This is a genomic window from Azoarcus sp. KH32C (genome assembly GCF_000349945.1).
Taxonomy (GTDB): Bacteria; Pseudomonadota; Gammaproteobacteria; order Burkholderiales; family Rhodocyclaceae; genus Aromatoleum.
Genome location: NC_020516.1, coordinates 405296 through 428759, shown reverse-complemented (window position 1 = coordinate 428759; position 23464 = coordinate 405296). Strand labels below are relative to the sequence as shown.

The 23464-nt window shown below is 65.6% G+C and carries 21 protein-coding genes and 1 pseudogene; 15 read left to right on the top strand and 7 right to left on the bottom strand.

Going from position 1 to position 23464, the window contains the following annotated elements; genetic code table 11:
* Positions 1-2 precede the first annotated feature (2 nt).
* Genes AZKH_RS26115 through AZKH_RS27570 form a run of 4 tightly spaced genes read left to right on the top strand, consistent with a single transcriptional unit; the run spans position 3 to position 3845 of the window.
* Positions 3-935 (top strand): SUMF1/EgtB/PvdO family nonheme iron enzyme, encoded by a 933-nt coding sequence (locus AZKH_RS26115; protein WP_015434031.1) that lies wholly within the window; start codon positions 3-5, stop codon positions 933-935.
* A 14-nt stretch (positions 936-949) separates the two neighbouring features.
* Positions 950-1801 carry a lipopolysaccharide assembly protein LapB gene (locus AZKH_RS01855; protein ID WP_015434030.1) on the top strand — a complete coding sequence of 284 codons (852 nt, stop codon included), beginning with the start codon at positions 950-952 and terminating at the stop codon, positions 1799-1801.
* Positions 1798-2622, top strand: a complete 825-nt coding sequence (ccsA, locus tag AZKH_RS01850) for a cytochrome c biogenesis protein CcsA (protein ID WP_015434029.1) — start codon at positions 1798-1800, stop codon at positions 2620-2622. Before AZKH_RS01855 ends, ccsA begins: the two co-directional genes overlap by 4 nt.
* Before the next feature lie 59 nt (positions 2623-2681).
* Complete coding sequence (locus tag AZKH_RS27570) at positions 2682-3845, top strand: glycosyltransferase family 87 protein (protein ID WP_015434028.1); 1164 nt, start codon at positions 2682-2684, stop codon at positions 3843-3845.
* 624 nt (positions 3846-4469) lie between these two features.
* Here AZKH_RS27570 and AZKH_RS27565 read toward each other — a convergent pair.
* Positions 4470-5936, bottom strand: a pseudogene (locus tag AZKH_RS27565) (glycosyltransferase); the annotation flags it as partial.
* A gap of 86 nt (positions 5937-6022) precedes the next feature.
* On the opposite strand from AZKH_RS27565, the gene AZKH_RS01840 reads away from it, so the two are divergent.
* The 11 genes from AZKH_RS01840 to AZKH_RS01790 all read left to right on the top strand — a co-directional run bounded on the left by AZKH_RS01840 (position 6023) and on the right by AZKH_RS01790 (position 17498).
* Positions 6023-6775: a polyprenol monophosphomannose synthase gene (locus AZKH_RS01840; RefSeq protein ID WP_015434026.1), complete on the top strand. Its 753-nt coding sequence runs from the start codon at positions 6023-6025 to the stop codon at positions 6773-6775.
* Positions 6776-6780: 5 nt separating this feature from the next.
* The gene (locus tag AZKH_RS01835; RefSeq protein ID WP_156822025.1) at positions 6781-7971 is read left to right on the top strand and encodes a hypothetical protein; all 1191 of its coding nucleotides are present in this window, start codon (positions 6781-6783) and stop codon (positions 7969-7971) included.
* 16 nt (positions 7972-7987) lie between these two features.
* Entirely contained in the window at positions 7988-8962 is a 975-nt protein-coding gene (locus AZKH_RS01830; protein WP_015434024.1) for a MoxR family ATPase, read from the top strand.
* Positions 8959-9888 (top strand): DUF58 domain-containing protein, encoded by a 930-nt coding sequence (locus AZKH_RS01825; RefSeq protein WP_015434023.1) that lies wholly within the window; start codon positions 8959-8961, stop codon positions 9886-9888. Before AZKH_RS01830 ends, AZKH_RS01825 begins: the two co-directional genes overlap by 4 nt.
* Positions 9885-10364: a DUF4381 domain-containing protein gene (locus AZKH_RS01820; protein ID WP_015434022.1), complete on the top strand. Its 480-nt coding sequence runs from the start codon at positions 9885-9887 to the stop codon at positions 10362-10364. Before AZKH_RS01825 ends, AZKH_RS01820 begins: the two co-directional genes overlap by 4 nt.
* Positions 10361-11362 carry a VWA domain-containing protein gene (locus AZKH_RS01815; protein ID WP_015434021.1) on the top strand — a complete coding sequence of 334 codons (1002 nt, stop codon included), beginning with the start codon at positions 10361-10363 and terminating at the stop codon, positions 11360-11362. The genes AZKH_RS01820 and AZKH_RS01815 overlap by 4 nt, the downstream gene beginning before the upstream one ends.
* On the top strand, positions 11359-12900 hold the full coding sequence (locus AZKH_RS01810; RefSeq protein ID WP_015434020.1) for a tetratricopeptide repeat protein: 1542 nt from the start codon (positions 11359-11361) through the stop codon (positions 12898-12900). Before AZKH_RS01815 ends, AZKH_RS01810 begins: the two co-directional genes overlap by 4 nt.
* Positions 12894-14273 carry a BatD family protein gene (locus tag AZKH_RS01805; RefSeq protein ID WP_015434019.1) on the top strand — a complete coding sequence of 460 codons (1380 nt, stop codon included), beginning with the start codon at positions 12894-12896 and terminating at the stop codon, positions 14271-14273. The genes AZKH_RS01810 and AZKH_RS01805 overlap by 7 nt, the downstream gene beginning before the upstream one ends.
* Before the next feature lie 188 nt (positions 14274-14461).
* On the top strand, positions 14462-15568 hold the full coding sequence (locus tag AZKH_RS01800; RefSeq protein WP_041656660.1) for a glycosyltransferase family 4 protein: 1107 nt from the start codon (positions 14462-14464) through the stop codon (positions 15566-15568).
* Positions 15565-16482, top strand: a complete 918-nt coding sequence (locus AZKH_RS01795; protein WP_015434017.1) for an NAD-dependent epimerase/dehydratase family protein — start codon at positions 15565-15567, stop codon at positions 16480-16482. The genes AZKH_RS01800 and AZKH_RS01795 overlap by 4 nt, the downstream gene beginning before the upstream one ends.
* On the top strand, positions 16479-17498 hold the full coding sequence (locus AZKH_RS01790; RefSeq protein WP_197538749.1) for a glycosyltransferase family 2 protein: 1020 nt from the start codon (positions 16479-16481) through the stop codon (positions 17496-17498). Before AZKH_RS01795 ends, AZKH_RS01790 begins: the two co-directional genes overlap by 4 nt.
* Here the strand turns inward: AZKH_RS01790 and AZKH_RS01785 are convergent.
* Genes AZKH_RS01785 through AZKH_RS01760 form a run of 6 tightly spaced genes read right to left on the bottom strand, consistent with a single transcriptional unit; the run spans position 17495 to position 23452 of the window.
* Positions 17495-18274 carry a class I SAM-dependent methyltransferase gene (locus tag AZKH_RS01785; protein WP_015434015.1) on the bottom strand — a complete coding sequence of 260 codons (780 nt, stop codon included), beginning with the start codon at positions 18272-18274 and terminating at the stop codon, positions 17495-17497. The genes AZKH_RS01790 and AZKH_RS01785 overlap by 4 nt on opposite strands.
* A gap of 21 nt (positions 18275-18295) precedes the next feature.
* Positions 18296-19252, bottom strand: a complete 957-nt coding sequence (locus AZKH_RS26110) for a glycosyltransferase (RefSeq protein ID WP_015434014.1) — start codon at positions 19250-19252, stop codon at positions 18296-18298.
* Positions 19249-20745, bottom strand: coding sequence for a lipopolysaccharide biosynthesis protein (locus tag AZKH_RS01775; RefSeq protein ID WP_041655814.1), 1497 nt, complete (start codon positions 20743-20745; stop codon positions 19249-19251). Before AZKH_RS01775 ends, AZKH_RS26110 begins: the two co-directional genes overlap by 4 nt.
* Positions 20746-20797: 52 nt before the next feature.
* Positions 20798-21466, bottom strand: coding sequence for an acetyltransferase (locus tag AZKH_RS01770; RefSeq protein WP_015434012.1), 669 nt, complete (start codon positions 21464-21466; stop codon positions 20798-20800).
* 1 nt (position 21467) lies between these two features.
* A complete protein-coding gene (locus tag AZKH_RS01765; RefSeq protein WP_015434011.1) occupies positions 21468-22580 on the bottom strand; it encodes a DegT/DnrJ/EryC1/StrS aminotransferase family protein in 1113 nt (370 codons plus the stop codon).
* Entirely contained in the window at positions 22577-23452 is an 876-nt protein-coding gene (locus AZKH_RS01760) for a glycosyltransferase family 2 protein (protein WP_015434010.1), read from the bottom strand. Before AZKH_RS01760 ends, AZKH_RS01765 begins: the two co-directional genes overlap by 4 nt.
* Positions 23453-23464: the final 12 nt, after the last annotated feature.

The following is a 23464-nucleotide window of genomic DNA, read 5'->3' as shown; positions in this document are numbered from 1 at the left end:
CCATGAAACCACTTCGCTACGCCGCATTCCTGATCGCCACTGCGGCATCCACGCTGTCGTTCGCCCAAACCCCCGGCACTCCGCTACCGCGCGAGGTGCTGATCAATGGCGTCGAGTTCGTCCATATCCCGGCCGGCAACTTCTGGTACGGGGTCGAAAACACCGACCACCTCAACAACCAGCGGCCTGTGGACGGCAAGTACTACCGCGACGTCCAGATCTGGCTTGACGGCTTCTACATGGCCAAGTTCGAGGCTCGGGCACGCGACTTCAAGCGCTTCATGGATCAGCCCAACGTCAAGCACCGCAGTGAATATGCGGGGGAGGCCGACGGATGCGCCGTGAGGGGAAACGGCAAGTCGGGCTACACGCTGACGGCTCCCGACCGGGACCTCCCGGCAACGCACCTGTCGAACAACCTGTCGGTCGAATTCGCGCAGTGGATGGGCTTCCGCCTGCCAACCGAGATCGAATGGGTCAAGGCCGCACGCGGCACCGATCATCGCATGTACCCGTGGGGCGACGAATATCCGGACGACACCTTCGCCGGCTACAAGTCGCATTCCGGATGCAGTCCGGCCCCCATCGACGCATTCGCCAACGGCCGCTCCGCATACGGCCTCTACAACATGGGCGGCAATGTCTATGAACATGTCGCCGACTGGTACAACAACGCCTACGACCTGGCGCTCAAGGACGGCCAGCGCAACCCCGCGCCGCCCAAGAATGGCACGGTCGCACCCGACATCACTGAGCCGCAGAAGGTCCTGAAGGGCGGGCGCTGGGCGACCGATGCCCAAGGCATGACGATCTATGCCCGCAGCCTGCATCGCCCGGACGGCGGCTTCGTCTGCTTCGGCACCCGCTTCGCCGTGGATGAAGCCGTTGTGGCACGGCAGTTGCAAGCAGGTACGGCCAAGGTTCTCACACAGTGACAGACGCTTCGCCGATGCCCGCAACACCGCCAACACCACCCGCGCGCCCCGCACGGGGCCGCGATTACCGCAAGAGCTCGATCATTGCGGTGCCTTTCGCCATCGCAACGATCGCAACGATCGTCTCGCTGCTCCCGGGGCGAGGCGTCGAAAGCGGCAGCACAGTCTCGCATTCGCCGTTTCCCTACTCCGCGCCGCACGGCCCCGACCGGATGCGCACCGAGGAGACGGCGGAAGCACCGCCGAAGTCCGACGGCCTGACGATCGACCCGAACAAGGATCCGGCCGGCCACCAGGATGAGGTCAAGCGGGTGACGATCAACGCGATGCTCGGCCTCGCACGCGACTTCCTGAAGGCCGGCCAGCCGGACCGCGCCACCGAATCGACGATGAAGGCGATGTATCTGGATCCCAAAAATCCGGACGCCTATCACGTCATGGGCGACATCATGATGCAGCGGCGCCGCTTCGCCCAAGCCCGCGATTACTATGAATCCGAGATCGATCGCGACCCGATGCGTGCCGATGCCTATTTCTCGCATGCCACGGCATCCGAAGCGCTCGGCGACCTCGAATCGGCCCTCGGCGGGATGCGCAGCTTCCTGCACGTGGTGCCGGACAAGGATCCGTTCCGGCTGAAGGTGGCCCAGGCCCGTTCGGCGATCTGGGAATGGGAATCGAAGCTGGGGCGCGGACCGTGGGGCCCGACGCGCGGCATCCCGCCGGGTTTCACCGAAGCGGAATTGCGCCGCGACGGCAAGGGCGTCGCGGTCAAGATGCCGATCCCGGGCACCCAGGACAAGAACGGCGTGCAGCAATATGAGATCAAGCACGCCGACAGGATCGAGATGTACAAGAAACCATGACAGACCTGCTCCAGATCGAGGTGATGGCCTTCTGGGCCTCGGTTCTCACCTATAGCATCGCCACCGCAACCGCAATCTTCGGGCTGGTGTTCCGCCGCGACTGGCCGAAACGCATCTTCGTGCTGCTGCTCCTCGCCTGGGCACTGCATACCCTCGCATTCGGCGCGCGCTGGATGCGCATCGGCCACCTGCCGGTGATCAACACCTTCGAAATGCTGTCGGCGAACGTCTGGGGCCTGGCCGCCGCGGTGTGGATCGGCTACGTGCTGCTGCCGCGGGTGCGTGCGTTTGCAGCCTTCGTGCTGCCCATCGTGACGATGCTGATGGGCTGGATGATCATGATCCCGATGGACGAGTCGTCGCTGCCGCCGACCTACCACACGATCTGGCTCTTCATCCACATCGCCTTCCTGAAGATCTTCCTCGGCGCCGCCTTCGTCGCGCTGGGCATCGCATTGATCACGATCTTCCGCCAGCTCGGCATCGGCACCGCGAGACTGCAACGCCTGCCAAGCGACAACGAACTCGATGCGACCGCCTATCGCTGCATGGCCCTCGCGCTGATCTTCGATACCCTCGGCATCGCCGCCGGCGCGATCTGGGCGCAGGATGCGTGGGGCCGCTACTGGTCGTGGGATCCGCTCGAAGTGTGGTCGCTCGTCACCTGGCTCGCGATCGGCCTGACGCTGCACATCCGCGCCTCCTTCCGCACGCGCCCACTGACGAACTCGATGCTGACCACTGGCACCTTCGTCATCGCCTTCTTCACCTTCTTCGGCATCCCCTTCGTCACAACCGCGCTGCACAAGGGGGCCATCTGAACGAGGACACGCGCCCGCAGCGCCGGGCCCTGCCGCTGGCGGCGCTCCTGTGGGTCGTCGTGTTCGGCTACGCCGTCTTCATCGGCGGAAAGTTCGCCGAAGGCTATCGCGACGCCGCGCGCGGCGAAGTGCCGCTCTATACCGACTTCACGTCGACCTACGCCGCATCGCTGCTTGTCCGCGAAGTGCCAGCGGAATTCGTCTACCTGCCGCGCTCCATGATCGCAGCGGGCAAGGCGGCGGCGCACCGCATCTACGACAACATCGACGAGCGGCAGGCGGCCAACGTCGGCTTCGCGCCGTGGATGTATCCGCCGACTTTCATCCTCCTCGTCATCCCGCTTGCCTATCTGCCCTACCTCCTCGCGTGGGCGGGCTGGCTCGCGGTCACCGCGCTGCCCTACCTGGCGACGATCCGCAGGATCCTGCCCGGCCATATCGCACTGCCCTTCGCGCTCGCGGCACCGCCTGCCTTCTTCAACCTGATGTATGGCCAGACCGGCTTCCTGACGGCCGGCCTCCTCGGACTCGGGCTGCTGCTCGTGCGCAGTCACCCCTTGCGCGCCGGCGTGCTGATCGGGCTCGCCAGCGTGAAACCCCATTTCGGCATCCTCGTGCCTTTTGCGCTGCTCGCCGGCGGCCATTGGCGAGTCTTCGCCGCCGCCGCCGCGAGCGTGCTGGCAACCGTGCTGGTCAGCGTCGTCATGCTCGGAGACGACCCGTGGTTCGCATTCATCGGCACCAGCCTCTTCCATCTCGACGGCTTCACTGTCGGCGCCTTCACACTGCCGGCGATGGCCACCGCGTGGTCGGCCGCGCGTCTGGCCGGAATGTCGCTCGCGCAGGCCTGGAGCATTCAGTACGCGGTCAGTGCGCTGATGCTGATCCTCGTCGCCGCCGTGTGGTGGCGCGGCCGACGCCACACGGAATCCCAGGGCTTGCAAGCCGCGGTGCTGTGTTTTGCGACGCCGCTCGCACTGCCGCTGACCTTCCTATACGACCTCGTGCTGATCGTGCCGGCAGCCGCCTGGCTGTGGGCGGACATGCGGCGCCACGGTGCCGGGCGCAAAGAATACTGGATACTCGTGACGGGGCTGATCGCCCTCCTCGGCGTGAAGGAGTTCGCGAAGCTCGCGTCCTTCCAGGCCGCTCCGTGGATCCTGTCCGTGCTGCTCGGACTCGCGCTGTCCCGTTTTCTCATGGCGGTGCAACGTGAATCCTGAGCGCTTGGCCGCGAACGCCCCGCGCACGAGAAAGCGCGGCAGCGTCCACGGTCGATAGACCATCGTCGTAAAGATCGCGCATTCGAAGGAACAACGACATTGCGTTCGCCGAATGTATTCTGCAACCCAACGCGCCCGGCCGCTGCGCAGCAATGCTCGCAGATCGTCCCCGTGATCCGCGAGACGGCCGACGATGAAATTGTCGAACTCAGCCGCGTCGCCGGGACGCACATCGCGGATCATCTCGCACGGCAGGACGGAACCGTCCGCGTGAATCACTGCGAGGCGGCGCCCCGCAAGACAGTCGCCGCAGGGCCAAGGCTGCTGCGGCGATTTGACGACGGCGAACATGGCGCGGTCGAGCAGAGCGAAGACCTTCGACAGTCCGGACGCCGCGCCGTTTGCCTCGGCAAGGCAGGCAGCGAGGCGATCGTACGTGGCATCGTCGACGCCCTGCAGCGACGCATCCGCCGGTTTTCCGCGCAAACGCGTCATCTCGAGCTGATCGAGTCGGAACCGTTTCAGGTGGGCAATGATAGCCGGCACGGCTGCAGCATTTTCGGCGGTGGCCGCAATGCATGCATGGACGCGCAACTGCGGCAGCCATTGCCGCGCCTCACACAGCAAGCGCAAGGACTGCTCGACTTTCGCGAAGAGACCCGGCACCCCGCGGAGGCGGTCGTGGTCAACGCCGACGCCATCCACCGACAAGGTCACCATGATGCGCCCGAAGGGCGCGACCTGCGGCAGTCGCACAAGCAGCGACTCCAGCTTCTCCGGGTAGGAACCGTTCGTCGACACGCTGATCGAGCGCACGCCCGCCCGGTAGTAGGCGGCGATGATTTCTGGCAAGTCGTCGCGCAGCAGCGGCTCGCCGCCGGTGAGCGACAAGTGGCCGAGCACACCGGTGCGTTGCGCGAGGCGCTCGATGCGCGCCAAGTCGAGTTCGGCGGTGCGACCGATCGTCTGGCGCTGTGGATCGTCGAAGCAGTGCCGGCAGTGGGCGTTGCAGCGGTGGGTCAGGAACTGGATCAGGTAGCCGGGCGAGCCGCGCGACAGCAGGCTCCTGAGGTAAGCCAGCACGACCGTTACGTCGACGAGCCGACTGCGGATGCTGCGCGACGCCATGTCTTTCAGCGCCAATCCTCCCCCGAGGACGATCGCTGCGCTGGTCGCGACATGGAAGGCCAACCCGGTCGGCACGAACAACAGGCCCTCGCTGCGTGCGAGATCCCCGAGAAAGCGGCGCGACATCCACGCCGCCAGCCCGAGCGAAAATGCGCCGAGCGGAGCGAGCCACGGCAGCGCGATCGCGGCGACGAGCAGGCCCACGCCGAGAACCAGCGTACCTCTGCCAAGCCCCTCGGCTGCGCCCCCCATCATCGGGTTGAAGATGCGGTAGTGCCGGATGAGCTTCATGTAGTGGCGCGCCCGCGGCACCAGTTCGCGCATGTAGGACAGGAAACCGGGCTGGCGGTGCTCGACACGCAGCGCGCCGGAAAGCCGAGTCCGGTATCCGGCCGCGTGCAAACGGCATCCCAGCTCGGGATCCTCGAGCACGACCTTGGTGTGCTCGCTGAATCCGCCGAGGCTCAGGAAGACTGTGCGTCGTATGCAGCACACCGATCCGCTCAAGACTCCGGCAGCGGGCCGATCGAGTCCGTCCGCGCGCATCGCCGCCTCGCACACGTCCAGGTAGCGCGCGAAGGCGCCGCCGCCGGGATTGCGGTCGTAATAGCAGCCCGAAATCGCGTCGTCTTCCGGATGAGCCTCGAAGACGGCGACGCACTGGCGCAGGAAATCCGGGTCGCGAAGCCGCGTGTCGGCATCGAGAAAAAGAAGGAAATCGCCTTGGGCCGCGCGCGCGCCAGTGTTGCGGGCCGCTCCCGCACCGCGGCAGTCGGAATGATGCAGCACGCGGAGCCACGAATGCGCAGCAAGGAACTCCGCTGTCCGGTCGCGGGAGCCATCGTCGACGGCGATGAATTCGCAGCCCGCGATCCCGTCGAGTCGCTGCGCAGCCAGGGATTCGAGCAAACCGCTCACCACCGCCGCGCCGTTATGTACCGGGATGACTACCGAGAGCCGCATACCATTGCCGATTGCATTGATTCGTATGGATTTCAAGGGTTTCGCCCTGTATTCTACGCGCCCGCAGCGCCCTTCCCGTCCCGCCCATGAAAATTGCCGCCGTCATTCCCACTTATAACGAGCGCGGCAACATCGGCCCCCTCGTCGGGGAGGTTCTGGCTGCGCTGTCGCGTCCCGCATGGCAGGTCCACGTGCTGGTCGTCGACGACGAGTCGCCCGACGGCACCGCCGAGGAGGTGAAGCGCCTCGCGACGCGGCAGGCGGGCGTGTCGCTGCTGAGCGGCCCCCGCGCAGGCCTCGGCGCCGCGTACGTGCGCGGACTGGACCACGTGCTGGCCACGTTCGCGCCGAACATCGTCATCCAGATGGACGCCGACTTTTCGCATCTGCCATCGGACCTGCCGCGCCTCGTCGAGGCGATTGAACAGGGCGCGGATCTCGCGATCGGCAGTCGCTACCTGGAAGGCAATCGCACGCCGCCCGACTGGGGCTGGCGACGCCGGATGCTGTCCTGGGGCGGCAATCTGGTCGCGCGGCACTGGCTCGGTCTCGCCCCGGTGCGCGACTGCACGGCGGGGTTCCGCGCGTGGCGCGCGAGCGCCTTGGTCAAGGCCGATTACGCGGAAGTGACGGCCCAGGGCTACGTGTTCCTGGTGGCGCTGCTGCAGCGGGCAGTTCAGGCTCGGCTACGCGTCCGCGAAGTCCCGGTCGTGTTCCCGGACCGAAAGGTGGGCGAATCGAAGCTCGGATATAAGGAGATCGCGGGCTTTGCCCACTGGGCGATCCTGCACCGTGCCCCGTCGAACATGACACCGCAGCCGGCGAGGGCCACGCGATGACCGGCATGCCCGCATCCCGTTGGCTGGCCGCACTCGCCTGCCTGATTCCGGGGGCTGTCTTCGCGCTGTCGCTCCTCGTCGAACATCAGGCGTATTTCTGGGACGGCACGGTCTATCGCTGTGCGATCGAAGCCGCACAGGCAACGGGCGATCCCTACCGCTTCGTCGGCGACTGCACCGGCTATTTCCTCCCGCACACCTATCCGTATGCCGGCACGCGCCTGCTTGCCGGCATCGCATCGATGCTCGGCATGCCGGCCCTGAGCGTCGCCTACGTCTCGCTCTATGTCGCAGGCGCGGCGCTCTTCGTCCATGTCCTCTACCGGCTGTGCGGATCGGCGGCCCTCGTGCTGGCTTTGGTGGTCGCTCCGGGCGCAGGGGTGTTCGTCTCCGAGCTGGTATCGGGAAACATGGCCATCCCCTTCTACGGACTGCTGCTGTGGCTGACCTGGAGCACAGCATCCGCGACGCGGCCGGTCGCCGCGCTGTGTGTCGTCACGGCCCCCTTCAAGCCGCTGTATTCGGCCTACCTGATCCTGCCGGTGCTCCTGCGCCGCGAGTTCCTGATCCCCGGGCTCTGTATCGTGCTTGTCGCCGCGTGGTATGCGGCGGACTTGACGCTCTTTCCCACTTACTTCGCCGAATGGCTGAACGTCGCCGTCCGTCACGCGAACGAGGTTCCCGGCTTCGGCTTCTCGATGCTCGTCAGAAAGACCGGCCTCGGCCTCGGAGGCGGACCCGGCGTCATCTTCGCCTACCTGCTGTGGGCCTGCGGAGTCGTTCTGCTGACGCTGCGGGCGATCGCGCGCACTCCGTCCTCCCTGGTCCGCACGCTGGTGGCCGTTGCAGGCACGGCACTCCTGTTGCCGCGGCTGAAGGAATACGATTGCCTCGTTCTCGTGCCGCTCTCCGTGGCAATGTGGTCTTCACTGACGGGCTCCGAACGTCGGCAGTGGCTGACACTGGTGGGCGGATTCGGTGTCGCGCTGCCCGCGGCAGTGTGGTGGCTGCGCAAGGGGATGCTGCTTATAGGAGCCGTCCCCTTCGGTTGGCGCGGCTTCGTGGACATGCGCTGGCTCGTGCAAAACCAGGGCGGTTTCCTGTTCGCGGCAATGCTCGCCGCCCTGTTCTGGCTCGCGTGCCGTCCGTGCACCGCCGATCAGCCCGTCGTCGAAAACACGGCGTCCGCAGCTTGAACGAGACTCCAAACCGATGAATCCGCTCCCCCAGGTGCAGACCCTACTTGCCGCGCTGCAGGCCGAAGTGGTCGGCCAGCCGCAACTGATCGAAAGGCTGCTGATCGCGCTGCTCGCCGACGGCCACGTGCTGCTCGAGGGCCCTCCCGGGATCGCCAAGACGCGCGCTGCACGCCTGCTGGCGTCGATGATCGCGGCCGACTTCCACCGCATCCAGTTCACGCCCGACCTGCTGCCTGCCGACCTCACCGGCAGCGAGATCTTCCGTCCGCAGGACGGCAGCTTCCATTTCGAGCACGGACCGCTGTTCCATCATCTGCTCCTCGCCGACGAGATCAATCGCGCGCCGGCGAAGGTGCAGTCGGCCCTGCTCGAAGCGATGGGCGAACAGCAGATCACCGTCGGACAGACCACCTTCGCACTGCCTCGCCTGTTCCTCGTGATCGCGACGCAGAATCCGATCGAACACGAAGGGACTTATCCGCTGCCGGAAGCGCAGCTCGACCGCTTCCTGCTCCACGTACGCGTGGACTATCCGACGCCCGAAAGCGAACGCGAGATCCTGCGCCTCGCCCGAGCGGAAGCGCTCGGCGCGCTGGAGACGAGGCCGCGGCCGGCGCGGAGCCCGATCCTCACGCAGGAGCAGGTTTTCGCTGCGCGGCGCGCCGTCCTCGAACTGCACCTCAGTCCGGACCTCGAACGCTACATCGTCGAGCTCGTCGCGGCGACCCGCAGCCCCGAGCGTTACGGCGTCGATCTCGCACAAGCCGTGCGCTTCGGCGCGAGTCCGCGCGGGACGCTCGCGCTCGAACGTGCCGCGCGGGCGCGTGCCTGGCTGCTCGGCCGCGACTACGTCTCCCCTGATGACATCCAGGCCGTCGCACCGGACGTCCTGCGCCACCGCATCCTGCTGGGCTGGGATGCGCAAGCGAACGGCATGAGCACGGACGCGCTCGTGACGGCCCTGCTCGAACGCGTACCGGTACCGTGAGCCCGGACTTCGACCGGCAGTCCGCTGCGGTCGCCCCCTCGCAACATGACCTGATTGCGCTGCGCGCCCGGGCCGCCGCGCTGCGCACCCTCGCCGCGGCGGCGCGAGGCCCGCGCGGCGGAGTACACCGCGGCACGACGCCCGGGCGCGGGCTCGACTTTGCCGAGGTACGCCCTTACCAGGCCGGCGACGATCTGCGCAATGTGGACTGGCGACACACCGCGCGCTGCGGTCGCCCCTTTACGAAACTGTTTCACGAAGAGCGCGAGCAGCCGGTCCGGCTGTTCGTCGATCTCGGCGCGACAATGCGCTTCGGCACACGCCGCATGTTCAAATCGGTCGCCGCGGCAAAGGTAGCGGCATTGCTGGCTTGGACCACGGTCGACGCGGGCGACCGCATCGGCGGCGTCATTCACGACGGGCGCACTTATCACGACCTGCCCGCACGTGCGCGCGAACACAGCGCGCTCGGCTTCATCCATCGGCTCGTGACAAGCGCTGCAGACGCGGAAATCGCCCGCAATCCGGCCAGTTTCGGTGCCGCCCTGCAGGCATTCGCCCGTGGAGTCCGTCCGGGGACCTGTGCAGTCGTGCTGTCCGACTTCCAAGCCCTGGATACGACGGGCGAACATGTGCTGCACACGCTACGCACTGCGACACGCATTACCCTCGTGCACGTATTCGACGCACTCGAATCCACGCCGCCTCCGCCTGGCATCTATCGCATTGCCACTCCCAACGCCGAGTGCTCGCTGGATCTGCGCGACGATGCCGCTCGCGCAGCCTACGGCGCGCCCTTTCGTGCGCGCAGCGAACGCCTTGCCGCCCTCTCGCGGCATCTTGGCGCAACACTCCTGCCGCTTGCGACGGACGACGATCCGCTGTCGGCGCTCGCGCCCTTGTTTCAGCCGCGTCGCGCCGCATGAATACCGCAACGGTCGACGACCTCCGCGACATCCACCTCCCGCCACCATCGGGATGGTGGCCGCCCGAGCCCGGCTGGTGGATCGTGCTGGCATGCGTGCTCGCCGCCGGAATCTGGCTCGGCCGACGATATTGGCGGCGACGCCCGCTCCGCGATGCCCTGCATGAGCTGGACTCCCTGGCACGAGTTTATGGGGAGGCTCGTGATCCGGTCGCGCTCGCAGCCGGTATCTCCGGGTTACTGCGCCGCTACGCCCGGTGGCGCTTCCCACAGGCATCCGTGGCGGGCCTGACGGGCGTGGCCTGGCTGCAGTTCCTGGATGCGCACGGAGGCCAAACAGCGTTCGTGGCGGGCGCCGGAGCGGTGCTGGAAGACTTGCCGTATCGGCGCACCGACGCTGTCCGCGGGTGGCGCGAGCACGACGCCGAGCCACTCGTGGCGCTCGCCCGCCAGTGGTTGGAGCACAACGCGCCATGAGCTTCTTGTGGCCCTGGCTGCTGGCGCTATTGCCGCTCCCTTGGCTCGTTCGCCGGTGCCTGCCGGCGACAGATCCGGGCGCCGTCCTGCGCGTACCCTCGCTCGACGCATTCGTGCTGCCTTCCCCCAACCAGGCCGCCCTGCCCGGTCCCGCCCGGACACGCCGAAGGGTCGGCATCGACCTATGGCTCGCCAGCACAGCCTGGATGCTGCTCGTGCTGGCAGCAGCCCGGCCGCTCGCCCCCGCCGATCCGCATGACCTGCCGGCAACCGGCCGCGACCTGATGCTCGCGCTGGACATCTCGGCCAGCATGGCGACGGCCGACCTTGGCGTCGACGGCCGGCCCACCGAGCGCCTGACCGTCGCGCGCCGCCTCGCGCAGGACTTCCTGTCGCGCCGCGACGGCGATCGCGTCGGCCTGATCGTGTTCGGCAAACAGGCCTACCTGCATACGCCGCTCACCTTCGATCTGGACGCCGTTCGCGCCGCGCTCGACGACGTCGCGATCGGCCTCGCGGGCCGCGAAACGGCGCTCGGAGACGCCATCGCGCTCGCCGCCACGCGTCTTCGGGAGTTCGGCGGCAACGCCCGCGTACTGGTGCTGTTGACGGACGGCGCCAACACCGCGGGGCAACTGACGCCGACACAGGCGGGCTGGATCGCGCAACGCGAGGGACTGCGCATCCATGTCGTGGGCATCGGCGCAGAACGCACGCAGGTGGCTATGGCGGACGGGCCGCGCGAGACCAATCCTTCGGCCGACCTCGATGAAGATTCCCTGCGCGAGCTTGCCGGCAGGACGGGCGGCTCCTACCGGCGCGCCACCGACGCCGCAGGCCTGTCGGCGTTCTATCGCCTGATCGACGATCTCGAACCGACCGATCTCGGGCACGCGGACGGCCGACCGGCACAGGAGCTGTATCCCTGGCCGCTGGCCGCTGCGCTGGTTCTCGCCACGCTGATCGCCCTGCGTCGCCGCACCGGAGCACGGCGATGACCGACGTGGCGAAGCTGTTCGCAGAACTGACGCTGCTGCGCCCCTGGTGGCTGCTCGCCCTGCTGCCGCTGGGGATCCTACTCTGGCACCTCGCTCGCCACCGGACGCCCGAGCATGGCAACTGGGAAGGCGTCGTCGATCCCGCGCTACTCCCGCATGTGGCGATACCACGTCTGCCCGACCGGCACCGCAGCACGCGGATCGCCACGACCGTCGGCCTGATGCTCGCGGTGCTTGCGCTGGCGGGCCCCGCGGTCCCGGGCAAGAACGCGATTGCCCTGCGCAGCGATGCCGTGCGCGTGCTGCTGGTCGGCCTTTCTCCGCCGGCCGCCGAGCTCGACGCGCCCGCGACCGACGAGGCCATGCGCATCGCCTTGCTCGAACTGCTCGGCCAGTTGCCGGACGGGCAAACGGCGCTCGTGGTGTATGGCGAGGAACCCTACCTCGCGGCGCCCCCGACCACCGACGCGGCAACGCTGCGATTGCTGGTCCCGGAATTGTCGCCGGGACTGCTGCCGCTCGCTGGCGACCGCCCTGAGCGCGCCCTGCGCCTCGCCCAAAAAACCCTGTCCAAGTCCGGAGCGGACGGGCGCGACGTCGTCTGGTTCACGTCGCATACCGTCGCCTCCGCCGAAGCCCTCGAAGTTCTTGAGGCGCTGCACCGCGACGGCGTCCGCGTCTCGCTGCTGCACACCGGCCCGACCGACAATGGGAGCGCCGCCGCGTCGCCCTTGACCGACTCGATCCGCGCAACAGGGGGACGCTACGTCGCCCTCGCCGATGCCAGCGCGGCTGCAAGCCTCATTGCCACCGATCTCGCCACCGGCCACGGTACCCGGGCAACCCGGGCACACGCGGCGACACCTCAGGAACTGGGACCATGGCTGTTGCCACTCATCCTGCCGCTCGCCGCCCTGGCGTTCCGGCGCGGCCTGCTCATCCTCCTCGCCGTTGCCGTGGTGTGCCCCTTCTCCTCCGCCGACGCGATGGACCTCACCGGATGGCGCCGCCGTCCCGACCAGCGTGCGCCGCTCGTGCTGCAAGACGGAGACGCCGCAGCCGCAGCCCGACAGTTCGCCGATCCCCGCTGGAAAGCCGTCGCCTACTATCGCGCCGGTCGCTATGCGGAAGCCGCATCCCTGCTCGAGCCGTTCGACGATGCCGACTCCCTGTACAACCGCGGCAATGCGCTGGCGCACGAGGAGCGCCTGCAAGAAGCCTTGCAAGCGTTCGAAACTGCGCTGCGGCAACGCCCGAACGACCCTGATATCCGACACAACCGCGATGTGGTGCAAAGGCTGATACCGCCCCCGCCGCCACCTGCTGCAGGCGGAGGCAAGGGCAAGGCACCCCCTCCGCCGCCTGCGCCGTCCGCAGCCGAGCAGAACGCCGCGCGCAGCGATCACGAACAGGAAGCCCAACGCCTCGCCGAACAATGGCTGCGCCGCGTGCCGGACGAACCAGCGGGGCTGCTGCGGCGCAAGCTCGAACTCGAACATCGCCGCCGCCAAAGCGGGGAGGTGTCGCGCCCATGGTGATGCGACTGCGAGATGCCGCCCGTCCTCACTGGACCGCCCTTGCCATGGCGCGGCTCGCGTGCGCCATCGCGCTGATCCTCGCCGTCGGACGGGCGATGGCAAGTGATGGTGCGAATGCCGACCTCTGGATCGAGGCGCAACTGGAACCCGACACGGTCTACGTTCAAGCGCAAGCGATCTACACCCTGCGTCTCTACCAAGCCGTAAGCACGCGCGAACTCGCCTTCCACGCTCCACGCTCGGCCTTCGCCGAGATCCGCGCCAGCGCAGGCGAAAAGGTGGACGAAGTCACCCGCGCCGGCAGACGCTACCGCGTCACGGAACGCCGCTACCTGATCCTCCCTTTCGCCAGCGGGCCGCTGCCGCTAACCGACGGCCATGTCAGCATCCAGGCCAACAGCACCGGCAAATCCGCCGAGCGACGTATCGATGCGCCGCCTTTGACGCTCGCCGTACGGGCAATCCCCTTCGATCGACGGGGCGAGGACTGGCTGCCGGCACGCACGCTGACGCTGACCGAATCGTGGCAACCCGCCGGGCTCCCGCTGAAGCCCGGACAAGCATTACGGCGCACCATCCGTATCGAGGCGAGAGGCTTGTCCGCCGCGCAGCTGCCCGCGCTGCAACCGGATGCCGAAGGCTTCTCCGTGCATCCCGAACCGCCGCGCCTCGAAGAGCGTGAGGACGAGGGCGGGATTATTGGCACGCGCGAGCAGACCTGGCTGATGGTGCCGCGGCAGAGCGGCGATCTCACCATCCCCGCTCTGAGGCTGGCATGGTGGGACACCCTCAACAATGCAGCGCGCCATGCCGATCTTCCTGCACGCACGATCATGGCCATGACAAGCCCCGCCACCGCGGCCTCGCCCGCTATCGACGTGAGCGCCCAAGCAATATCATCCGCGCCCCCAGTTTCACCCCCCCTGGCCCCTTCCGCTGCCCCGGTGAACGCGCCAGCCAGCGGCCCTGCACTCATCACGACCTTCGCGGGACTGGCACTACTGGCAATGGCCGCGGCACTCATCTGGCTCCGCCGCAATACGCCGTACTTCCACTTCCGACGTGCATGCCGCAATAATGATCCGCTCGCCGCCCGAGCCGCCCTGCTCCAATGGCGCGGCAAAGGCCTCCCACCGGCCCCCGCAAGCCTGCTCGCAATCGCCCAGCACCTTGGAGGACAGGCTACTCGGACGGAGCTTGGAGCGCTCGATCGGCAACTCTATGGACCAGCTTGCACTCCGTGGAATGGCCAACGGCTACTCGCCGCACTGCACGCCGAACACCCGGGCCTTCGACGGACCTTGTCGCGGATGAGCCACTCGTCGCGGCGGACTCCTCGCCTCGCAACCGAAAATCCGACCCGCATGGCGTGAAAACTGCATTCCATCCCGCCGATTACAGATCGCTCCTTGGTGGAAATACCATCTACATGATGTAATTGCTAGTTAACAAGCCTCAATCTACTCTTGAAACCCGATCCCAGACCGTGCCGATCGGTGCGCGTCCATTCGACAAAGTGATGCCTGCGCCGATCAATCAAGCCGCACCTCTCGACGTGTTAATGGTGAGCACCTCGTATCCGTCGACGCTCACCGACTGGCGTGGCCTCTTCATCCGCCACCTCTCCGACGCGCTCGCCCGGCGAGACGACCTCGCGCTGCGACTGTGGGCTCCGCCGGGCGAATCGCATCCCGCTGTGCGCGTCGCCGCCACGCCGTCCGAGTCGGCCTGGCTCGCAGCATTGATGCAGAAGGGGGGTATCGCCCACCTGCTGCGCAACAGCACCGCGCAAGGCGTGGCCCACGCTCTGCGGCTCCTCCAGTTCTTGCACAGCACCTATGCTCGCAGCCGCAAGGTCGATGTCTATCACATCAACTGGCTCCAGAACGCCCTGCCCCTGCCGGCGAATGGACGCCCGGCCTTGATCACGGTGCTCGGGACCGACATGCAGTTGCTCAAGCTGCCACTGATGGCGACGCTCCTCAAGCGCGCGATGCGCGGCCGTGCCGTGACCATCTGCCCCAATGCGGAATGGATGATTCCCGAACTCACGAAACGATTCGGTGATTTCGCAACTGTCCGCTTCGTCCCCTTCGGCATCGACCCCGGCTGGTTTGCAATCGACCGCAGCTTCGCCCCGACCGGCCCCGCGAAATGGCTCGCCGTCACGCGGCTGACGCGCGGCAAACTGGGGCCTTTGTTCGAGTGGTGCGAACCGCATTTTCGCGACGGCACACGCGAGTTGCACCTCTTCGGTCCGATGCAGGAGGAGATCGAACTGCCGGCCTGGGTGCACTACCACGGCCCCGCCTCGCCGGCCCAACTGATGCATGACTGGTTCCCCGGCGCACACGGCCTGATCACCCTCAGCCAGCACGCCGAAGGCCGCCCGCAGGTCATGCTCGAAGCGATGGCCGCAGGTCTCCCGATCATCGCCTCGCGCCTGCCCGCGCACGAGAACATCGTCTTCCACCGCGAGACCGGCTGGCTCTGCGACGCCCCGCAGGACGTCGCCGCGGCGCTCGACGCCCTGGAACGGCCCGAAGCAAACCGGCAGGCCGGCGAGACGGCACGGCAATGGGCTGCACGCGAGATCGGCACTTGGGACGACTGCGCCACCCGTTACATCACGCTCTATCGAAACTTGCTGCAGGACACCAAGGCATGAAGGACACCATCCTGCTGCTCGGCGCCGGCGGTTTCGTCGGCAACGCACTGACCCGCGCACTCAGCGAAGCGAACGTCCCGCTGATCGCCGTCGGACACCATCCTGTCGCCACCGCAGGCAAGATCACCTCCATCGACGACACCTTCGACAACCCGGAACAATTCGCGCGCTGGCTACCCGAATGCCGCGCCGTCGTCCATTGCGCCTCCGCTTCGACACCGGGCAGCAGCGCCGGCAACCCCCTCCAAGAACTCGACACCAATCTCCGCACGACGCTCGCGCTACTGCAGGCCCTGCAGGACCACCCAGATTGCGAACTCCTGTACCTCTCCTCGGGAGGCACCCTGTACGGCGACGCCGGCGCCGACCCTGCCACCGAGCACCACATCATCCGCCCCAAGTCCTATTACGGCGCGGGCAAGGCCGCCGCCGAGCACTTCATCTCAGCCTGGACCGCACAATTCTCGTCCCGCGCCACGATCCTCCGCCCGTCGAATCTCTATGGACCGGGACAGACCATTCGCCAAGGCTTCGGCATCGTTCCCACCGCCTTGGACGCCGCCATGAAGGGCACCCCGCTGCCGATCTGGGGCGATGGCAGCACTGTGCGTGACTATCTCTACATCGTCGACTTCATCCGCCTCTGCCTCGACATCTTGGCCGCTCCAATGCCCGCCGGCACGCAGATCATGAACGCCGCGAGTGGCCACGGCGTGAGCCTCAACGAACTGCTGGCCCACATCGAAACAGTGACCGGAAAACCGATGACGCGACACTACCAACCGGGCCGAAGCGTCGATGTCTCACGCATCGTGCTGTCGCCCGAGCGCGCACAGCACCGCTACGGATGGTCCGCGACCACCTCTTTGCCAACCGGTCTCGAACGCACCTGGGCATGGTATTCGGCGCAATGAGCAGTACGGAACCGCTCTGCTCGGTCTGCATCGCCAACTACAACGGCGAGAGTCTCCTCGCCGACTGCATCGACTCGGTCCTCGCCCAGGACTGCGACTTTCCCGTCGAAATCCTCGTCCATGATGACGCCTCAACCGACCGCTCGCTCGAACTCCTGCGCGCAAGCTATCCGCAGGTCGAAATCATCGCCAGCGCCGCGAACGTCGGTTTCTGCGTCGCAAACAGCCGGATGGCGCAGCGTGCGCGCGGCAAATACCTTCTGCTCCTGAACAACGACGCCGCCCTCGCCCCCGACGCGCTGCGCACGCTGCGCAGCCACTCCCAAACGCAGCGCCCGCAGGGCATTCTTACCCTGCCACAACACGACTGGGAAACGGACGAACTCGTCGATCGCGGCTGCCTGCTCGATCCCTTTTACAACCCGGTCCCCAACCTCGACCCGCAACGCAACGACGTCGCGATGGTCATCGGCGCCTGCCTGTGGATTCCGCGTAGCCTGTGGCACGAACTCGGCGGCTTCCCCGAGTGGTTCGAATCGATCGCCGAAGACATGTACCTGTGCTGCCGCGCACGCTTGGCAGGCCATCCCGTTCAGGTCACCGCTGGCAGCGCATACCGCCATCGCCAGGGTCAGAGCTTCGGCGGGAACCGCGCCACCGCGGGCCGCCTCGCCAGCACCTACCGCCGACGGCGTCTGAGCGAACGCAACAAGACCTTCGTCCTAACGATATGCACGCCGGCGCCATGGGTGTGGGTGCTTCTGCCGCTGCACTTGCTGGCACTGGCTATAGAGGGCGCCCTGCTGTCGGTCGCCAAACGCGAACTCCGAATCTGGCGAGAAATCTACGCCAACGTCCTGTTCTCGCTCGACCGGGAGCGCCGCCGCCTGGCGATGGAACGACGCAATGCACAGCACCTCCGCAACACGACCTCACCACCGTATTGCAGCGCTTTCACTGCGCTACCACGCAAGCTTCAAATGCTGCTGAAGCACGGGCTGCCAGGCATTCGTTAGCCTCCGGCAGGTGGCCGCCGGAAAAGAAAGAACGGCTCGTCGCGATTCACACCGTACGTCGCCGGGCTGCAATCCTTGAGCAACTCGTCATGCGTTCCGACACATGCCACGAGGCCACCAGATTCGAACCTGCCGAACACGTCCCGCCCGAACAGGCGGACATGGTCCTCTTGGCCGTATGCCTCAAGACGCGCGGCATCGTCATCGATGCCAGCATCGGACCATGTATGGAGCAATTTCGCGCTGAAGGGCGTCTGCAGGATCGCATATCCACCCGGCTTGAGCACCCGATGAATTTCACGCACCGCACGCTCGTCATCGCCCACGTGCTCGAGTACATGATTTGCGATGACCAGGTCGAAGCTTCCGGCTTCGCAGGGGATGGCCAGCATGTCCATTCGTTCCACGTCGGCAGCCTGAGGAAACAAATCGGCCTTGCGATAGCTTCGCGGCCCCGCCTCGGCGATCACACCGGATAAACGCCGCTCAGGTGCAAAATGCAGCACGTCCTGGCCGCTTAGCCGTTCTAGCACCCCCGCTGCCCGCATGTAGAGCAGCAGATGACGCTCCCGGTCATGCGCTCCGCACCACGGGCATTCGAAATGGTCGAGATCGCTCCCCACCACCTGGAGCGCTCGCGTCAGGGCCGGCGCATGGCGCCATCCCCCCGCATACGGCAGGAATCTGCCGACACGATGACCACACATCACGCACACCGGCCCATTGCCGAATGACAGCCGGGCAATCAGGGCCTGAAAAGCTCTTTTGAAGTTCAACGTCCCACCACTAATTTCAATCTAGCGCCGATATAGGATTTTCATGCCATTCCCGCTCACATATCGGCAGATCTCCTCGACCGCAAGACGGAGACCGGTACGCAGAACCGCCAGCACCGTCCGAACGACCATCATCACGCGCCCCTCCGGCGCGTTGGCCAGGACCTGTGGCCACCATTTCCGGACCAGCGACCACGACTGCAACCGAGCAGATCGAAAGACAACCGAACGCATGAACTCGGCCATGCCTCCAGCCAGCGCCTTCCTATCGACTTGCGCCACAGGGACATCCAACAATGCCTCCCAGTACAACTGCCGGACGTGATCGTTTGCATGGACGATGATCGAACTACTCGACGCCACACGATATGACACGAGAACTTCATTCAGGTAGGCAACCGCGCCTTCGCGCGCCAGCCTCAGATGAATCCGGTAGTCCAGAAAGGGGGGGGCAATGTCGAGAAGTGCCTGACCCAACCGAGCGCGGTAAAGCAATGAGCTGTGGTTCAGGAAATTTCCTCGACGTAGGAGCGCGTTGATATCGAATCGCTCCGGCTGCAAATTGTTGAATATTCCCAGTGCCCGTCCCTGATCGTCCACCGCCAGTGCGTTCGTATAGACGGCAGGGCATTCGGGATGCTGCTCAAGCAGTGCAACTTGCCGTTTCAGCTTCCCGGCCAGCCAGAAGTCGTCACCATCCAAATGAGCGATGTATTTCCCTTTGGCCTCGCGGATCAGAAACAGATAGTTCGCGGTCGGCCCCTGCCGCTCGGTGTGGCGAAAGTAACGGATCACATCCGGATGCCGGGCGGCGAGCCCTGCAATAATGTCGCCCGTTTCGTCGTTGGAAAGGTCGTCACCGACGAGAATTTCGAGCGGCACATCCTCGCCCTGTGCCAGCACGCTGGTCAGGCAGTCCTTGATATAGCGCGCGTGGTTGTAGGTCACCACGCAGACCGATACCATCAACGTGCTCAAGCCATTGTTTTCCTGAATAGTGCAGTCGCTATCAATGCACGCGTCCGGTTTCCGGCGGCGACCCCTGCCAACGCACTTGCCGACACGGCCGCAATCAACAAGCCTGCGGCCTCGATGCGGCTTGGCGCCATCGGCATCATTGCGGCGAAAGCGACGACAACCAGCAACGTTGCACACGCTGGCGGCATCAGCTCGCGTCCTAGCCAGCGCCAGGTCAAGTCCGGCATCAGCTTCCGATAAACAAGGGGTATCCAGAAAAGCAGAAACATCAGATTCGCCGCAAACAGTACGCCGCCGGCCCCCTTCGCACCGTAATACGTCGCCGCGGCACCCAGCGCAGGCAGCAGCGTCAAGCCGAGCACGAGATTTCCAACGATGTGCAGGCGGAGATAACCGAACGCAAATTGCAGCATGAAGGGAAGCGTTAACACTCCAATCAGGCCGTTAGCCAGCCCATACCAGAACAGGATCGGCGCAGCTTGATCCGCCACCGCCCGACTGCCCGTCCAGACCCAAAGCACCGGATCGGCCAGAATCGCCAAAACGGCACCCGTTGCCGTGAATACGACCGCCGAACACTGCGTGGCCATGCAGAAGATTTGCTTCAAGTCCTCCGTACGCCCCTGTGCTGCGAGAATCGTCATGCGCGGCAGAAGCACCTGATTGAGCGGCGGTACCAGTGTCAACACGCTGCCCGCCGCCGCCACGGCGACGCTGTAATAACCGAAAACTTCCAACGACAGCGCGCGCGAAAGGATCAGCTTGTCGATCTGCGTCAGAAAGACCCACATCCCCGACAGGAAGGCCATGGCACCGGCGACTGGCAACATTCCACGCAGCGCCGACCAGCTCGGCCAAACCGGGCGTGTCGCTCTCGGCAGTATGTGGTACATCAGCGCGGCGAACGTCACCAGTTCAAACCCACCTATCAAGGCCTGATACGCAAAGAAGGCTCGCGGCTCGCTTGTCCAGAAGGCCAGCAGAGGAATGACACCGACAAATTTGAGGGTCGAGAAAGTCGCAACCGCTGCATTCACGGACAATTGCCGCTCCATCCCCGCAAGGCCCGCACGGTACAGACCTGCCAGCCACCGCGCGGCCGCAGCACCTCCCATCCATACAAGACAGGACGAAACGGTCTCGACCGACAAAGACCTCACGTTCAACCAGTCATGCGCAATCCAATCGCGCGCTGTGGCGAGGCCCAGTACTGCAAGCACCGCCATGCCGCCCAACAGGCATTCGAGGCTGCGCAGACGACCGCGCGCGAGATCCGCAGGCAGCATGCCGGCACAGTACAAAGACATTTCACGCGACAGGCTCGGCGACAGCCCCAGGTCCAGCAACTGGAGCCACGCCTGCAACGACACGAAAAGCCCGACCAGACCAAACGCTTCAGCGCCCATGTACCGGAGGTACACCGGCATCAGCACGAGACCGATCAGACCGACGTATATCTGAGTCGCATAACTCGCCAGCAGCGCGCGTTTCAACACGTCGCGCCAGCCGATCGGGTGCGGCTTTCGCGCGACGCCGGCCGCGCGCTTACTGCCCCTGCCATCCGTGACTCCGCGTCTTGATCACCCTGGCCGGCGCGCCAACGACCGTGGCATCGGCCGGCACCTCTCTCGTCACGACCGCGCCTGCACCGACGATCGCCCACTCGCCCACGATCACTTTCGGCAACAGCACGCTCCCGGTACCCACCTCGACGCCCTCGGCCAGATGGACGTTGCCCGACACGTTGACAGAAGGATTCAGCGTCACGAAGTCGCCGAGGATCGCGTCGTGCCCGATCGTCGCCCCAATATTGACGTGCACGTGGCTCGCGATCGAAATGTCCGTCGTCACCAGCGCCCCTGCGCAGATCACTGAGCCCTCTCCGACCTGAACGTTCTGCCCCAGCCAAGCACGCGGATGGACCAGCGTCGCGAAACGATTGCCCACTTCCTGTGCGATGCGCCGTGCGATACGACAACGCGCCGCTGGCGCCCCGATGGCGATGACGACCTCGACCTGCGGATTCCGGGCGAGCCAATCGACGCTTCCGACGACGGGCAACCCCTGAACCAGGGACGCCGAAACGAATTGCTCATCCAGCGCGAAACCAACCACATCCCAGGTGCCGGGCCGTGCACCATTTATGTCGCGAACGACCTGCAGTACCTCGCGGCCGAACCCACCCGCGCCGTAGATGACCAACTGCCGGGCCATACTACTTCCCCGCCTCACGGATGACGGACGCGATCGATTCGAGTTCGTCGGCCCCCAGCTGCGGAAAGATCGGCAGGCAAATCACCTTGCTCGACGTTGAGACGGCGACCGGGACGTTCGAGTGCGCTGCACTCGGCAGCGCCCGGTACATCGGGAATTCGCTGATCAGTGGATAGAAATAGCGGCGAGCGTAAATGTCATGCTCCCGCAGGCACTGGTAGAGCTGATCCCGGCTCAGCGCAAACGCCGGCTCGACCATGATCGGGAAGTAGGAATGGTTGTGTCGCGCCGACTCGGGCGCCGGAAGGCAGCGGATGCCGGGGATGTCGGAGAGCAGCTCGCGGTAGCGCCGGTCGATCGCGGCACGTTCGCTCAAGGCCGCGTCGATATGCTTGAGCTGCGCAAGCCCGATCGCCGCCTGCAACTCGTTCATCTTTCCGTTGATCCCCGGCGCGACAACCGTCACCTCGTCCGCAAAGCCGAAATTCTTCAGGTAGTCGATGCGCTTCTTGGTTTTCGCATCCGGGCTGACGATCGCCCCTCCTTCGAAGGTCGTGAACACCTTGGTCGCGTGGAAGCTGAGGATCGACAGGTCACCATGCCGAAGGATGCTTCCGCCCCGATCTTCGACTGCGAATGCATGGGCAGCGTCGTAGATGACCTTCAAGCCGTAGGTGTCCGCAATTTTCTGGATACGCTCGGTCGCACACGGACGGCCATAGACATGCACGGGCAGGATCGCCGTCGTCTGCGGGGTGATCGCCGCCTCGATCTTCTCGGGATCCAGATTCAAGGACTCCGGGTCGATATCCACGAACACCGGCTTGATCCCATTCCAGAGCAGAGAATGCGCCGTCGCGACGAAGCTGTATGGCGTCGTGATGACTTCGCCGGTGATGCGCAGCGCCTGCAAGGCCGTCACCAGCGCGAGCGTGCCGTTGGCGAAGAGCGAAATATGCTCGACGCCGAGGTACTGGCACAGCGACGCCTCGAGTTGCTGATGGAACGGACCGCCGTTCGTCAGCTGCCGATTGGCCCAGATCTCCTCGAGATAGGGCTGCAACTCCTCCAGCGGCGGCAGGAAAGGACGCGTGACGTAAAGCGGCTTGCTCATCGGGAAGCTTTCTCCTCGCCGTTGCTTCGATACATCAGTTGCGTGATCTGCTCCGACACCAGGCCGATCAGGAAGGTCGTCACGGCCGAGGTCAGCATGAAGATCGTCGCCAGGGACAGGCGACCGTGCAAGATGAACGTATAGGCGTAATAGGCCAAGCCAAGCAAGACCTGGACCGCCACGACGGGCGCGAAGAGCTTGAGCGGCGAGTACAAGGTGCCGATCTTGAAGATGATCAGCAGGAAGCGCGTCCCATCCTTGAGAATCCGCACATGGCTCTTGCCGATGCGCTTGCCGGCCCGGATCGGTACGTAGGCGACCGGATAGCCGGCACGGAAGAACGCCATCGTGCTCGTCGTCGGATAGGAAAAACCGTTCGGCAAGAGGTACAGGAATTCCCGGAAGCGTTCGGCGCGCGCCGCGCGCAAACCGGATGTCAGGTCTTCGATCCGATGCCCGGTCATGTAACTGGCCAACCGATTGTAGAAACGATTGGCCAAGCCCCGTCCCACGCTCGCCTGGGACGCGCCGTCGCGTGCGCCGACGACCATATCGAAACCCTCGTCCAGGCGCTCGATCAAGCGCAGGATGTCCGCCGGATCGTGCTGGCCGTCCGCATCCATGAAGACAATGACATCGCCGGAAGCCGCACGCGCACCGCTCTTGATCGCCGCGCCGTTTCCCATGCTGTACGGATGATCGACGACGCTCGCCCCCGACCGCCGCGCCTCCTCCGCCGTTGCATCGCTCGAACCGTCATTGACCACGACGATCTCGGCTTCGGGCAAGGCGCCCCGGATCCCGGCCAACACCTGACCGATCACGAGCGCCTCGTTCTTGGCAGGCAGCACAACACTTATCTTCGTTTTCATCGGGCTTCGGAC

What these genes read in the sequence shown, in the direction of transcription:
- AZKH_RS26115 (WP_015434031.1), top strand. Translation starts at nt 3, where the DNA reads ATGAAACCACTTCGCTACGCCGCATTCCTGATCGCCACTGCGGCATCC.
- AZKH_RS01855 (WP_015434030.1), top strand. Translation starts at nt 950, where the DNA reads ATGCCCGCAACACCGCCAACACCACCCGCGCGCCCCGCACGGGGCCGC.
- ccsA (WP_015434029.1), top strand. Translation starts at nt 1,798, where the DNA reads ATGACAGACCTGCTCCAGATCGAGGTGATGGCCTTCTGGGCCTCGGTT.
- AZKH_RS01840 (WP_015434026.1), top strand. Translation starts at nt 6,023, where the DNA reads ATGAAAATTGCCGCCGTCATTCCCACTTATAACGAGCGCGGCAACATC.
- AZKH_RS01835 (WP_156822025.1), top strand. Translation starts at nt 6,781, where the DNA reads ATGCCCGCATCCCGTTGGCTGGCCGCACTCGCCTGCCTGATTCCGGGG.
- AZKH_RS01830 (WP_015434024.1), top strand. Translation starts at nt 7,988, where the DNA reads ATGAATCCGCTCCCCCAGGTGCAGACCCTACTTGCCGCGCTGCAGGCC.
- AZKH_RS01820 (WP_015434022.1), top strand. Translation starts at nt 9,885, where the DNA reads ATGAATACCGCAACGGTCGACGACCTCCGCGACATCCACCTCCCGCCA.
- AZKH_RS01815 (WP_015434021.1), top strand. Translation starts at nt 10,361, where the DNA reads ATGAGCTTCTTGTGGCCCTGGCTGCTGGCGCTATTGCCGCTCCCTTGG.
- AZKH_RS01810 (WP_015434020.1), top strand. Translation starts at nt 11,359, where the DNA reads ATGACCGACGTGGCGAAGCTGTTCGCAGAACTGACGCTGCTGCGCCCC.
- AZKH_RS01805 (WP_015434019.1), top strand. Translation starts at nt 12,894, where the DNA reads ATGGTGATGCGACTGCGAGATGCCGCCCGTCCTCACTGGACCGCCCTT.
- AZKH_RS01800 (WP_041656660.1), top strand. Translation starts at nt 14,462, where the DNA reads ATGGTGAGCACCTCGTATCCGTCGACGCTCACCGACTGGCGTGGCCTC.
- AZKH_RS01795 (WP_015434017.1), top strand. Translation starts at nt 15,565, where the DNA reads ATGAAGGACACCATCCTGCTGCTCGGCGCCGGCGGTTTCGTCGGCAAC.
- AZKH_RS01790 (WP_197538749.1), top strand. Translation starts at nt 16,479, where the DNA reads ATGAGCAGTACGGAACCGCTCTGCTCGGTCTGCATCGCCAACTACAAC.
- AZKH_RS01770 (WP_015434012.1), bottom strand. Translation starts at nt 21,466, where the DNA reads ATGGCCCGGCAGTTGGTCATCTACGGCGCGGGTGGGTTCGGCCGCGAG.
- AZKH_RS01765 (WP_015434011.1), bottom strand. Translation starts at nt 22,580, where the DNA reads ATGAGCAAGCCGCTTTACGTCACGCGTCCTTTCCTGCCGCCGCTGGAG.
- AZKH_RS01760 (WP_015434010.1), bottom strand. Translation starts at nt 23,452, where the DNA reads ATGAAAACGAAGATAAGTGTTGTGCTGCCTGCCAAGAACGAGGCGCTC.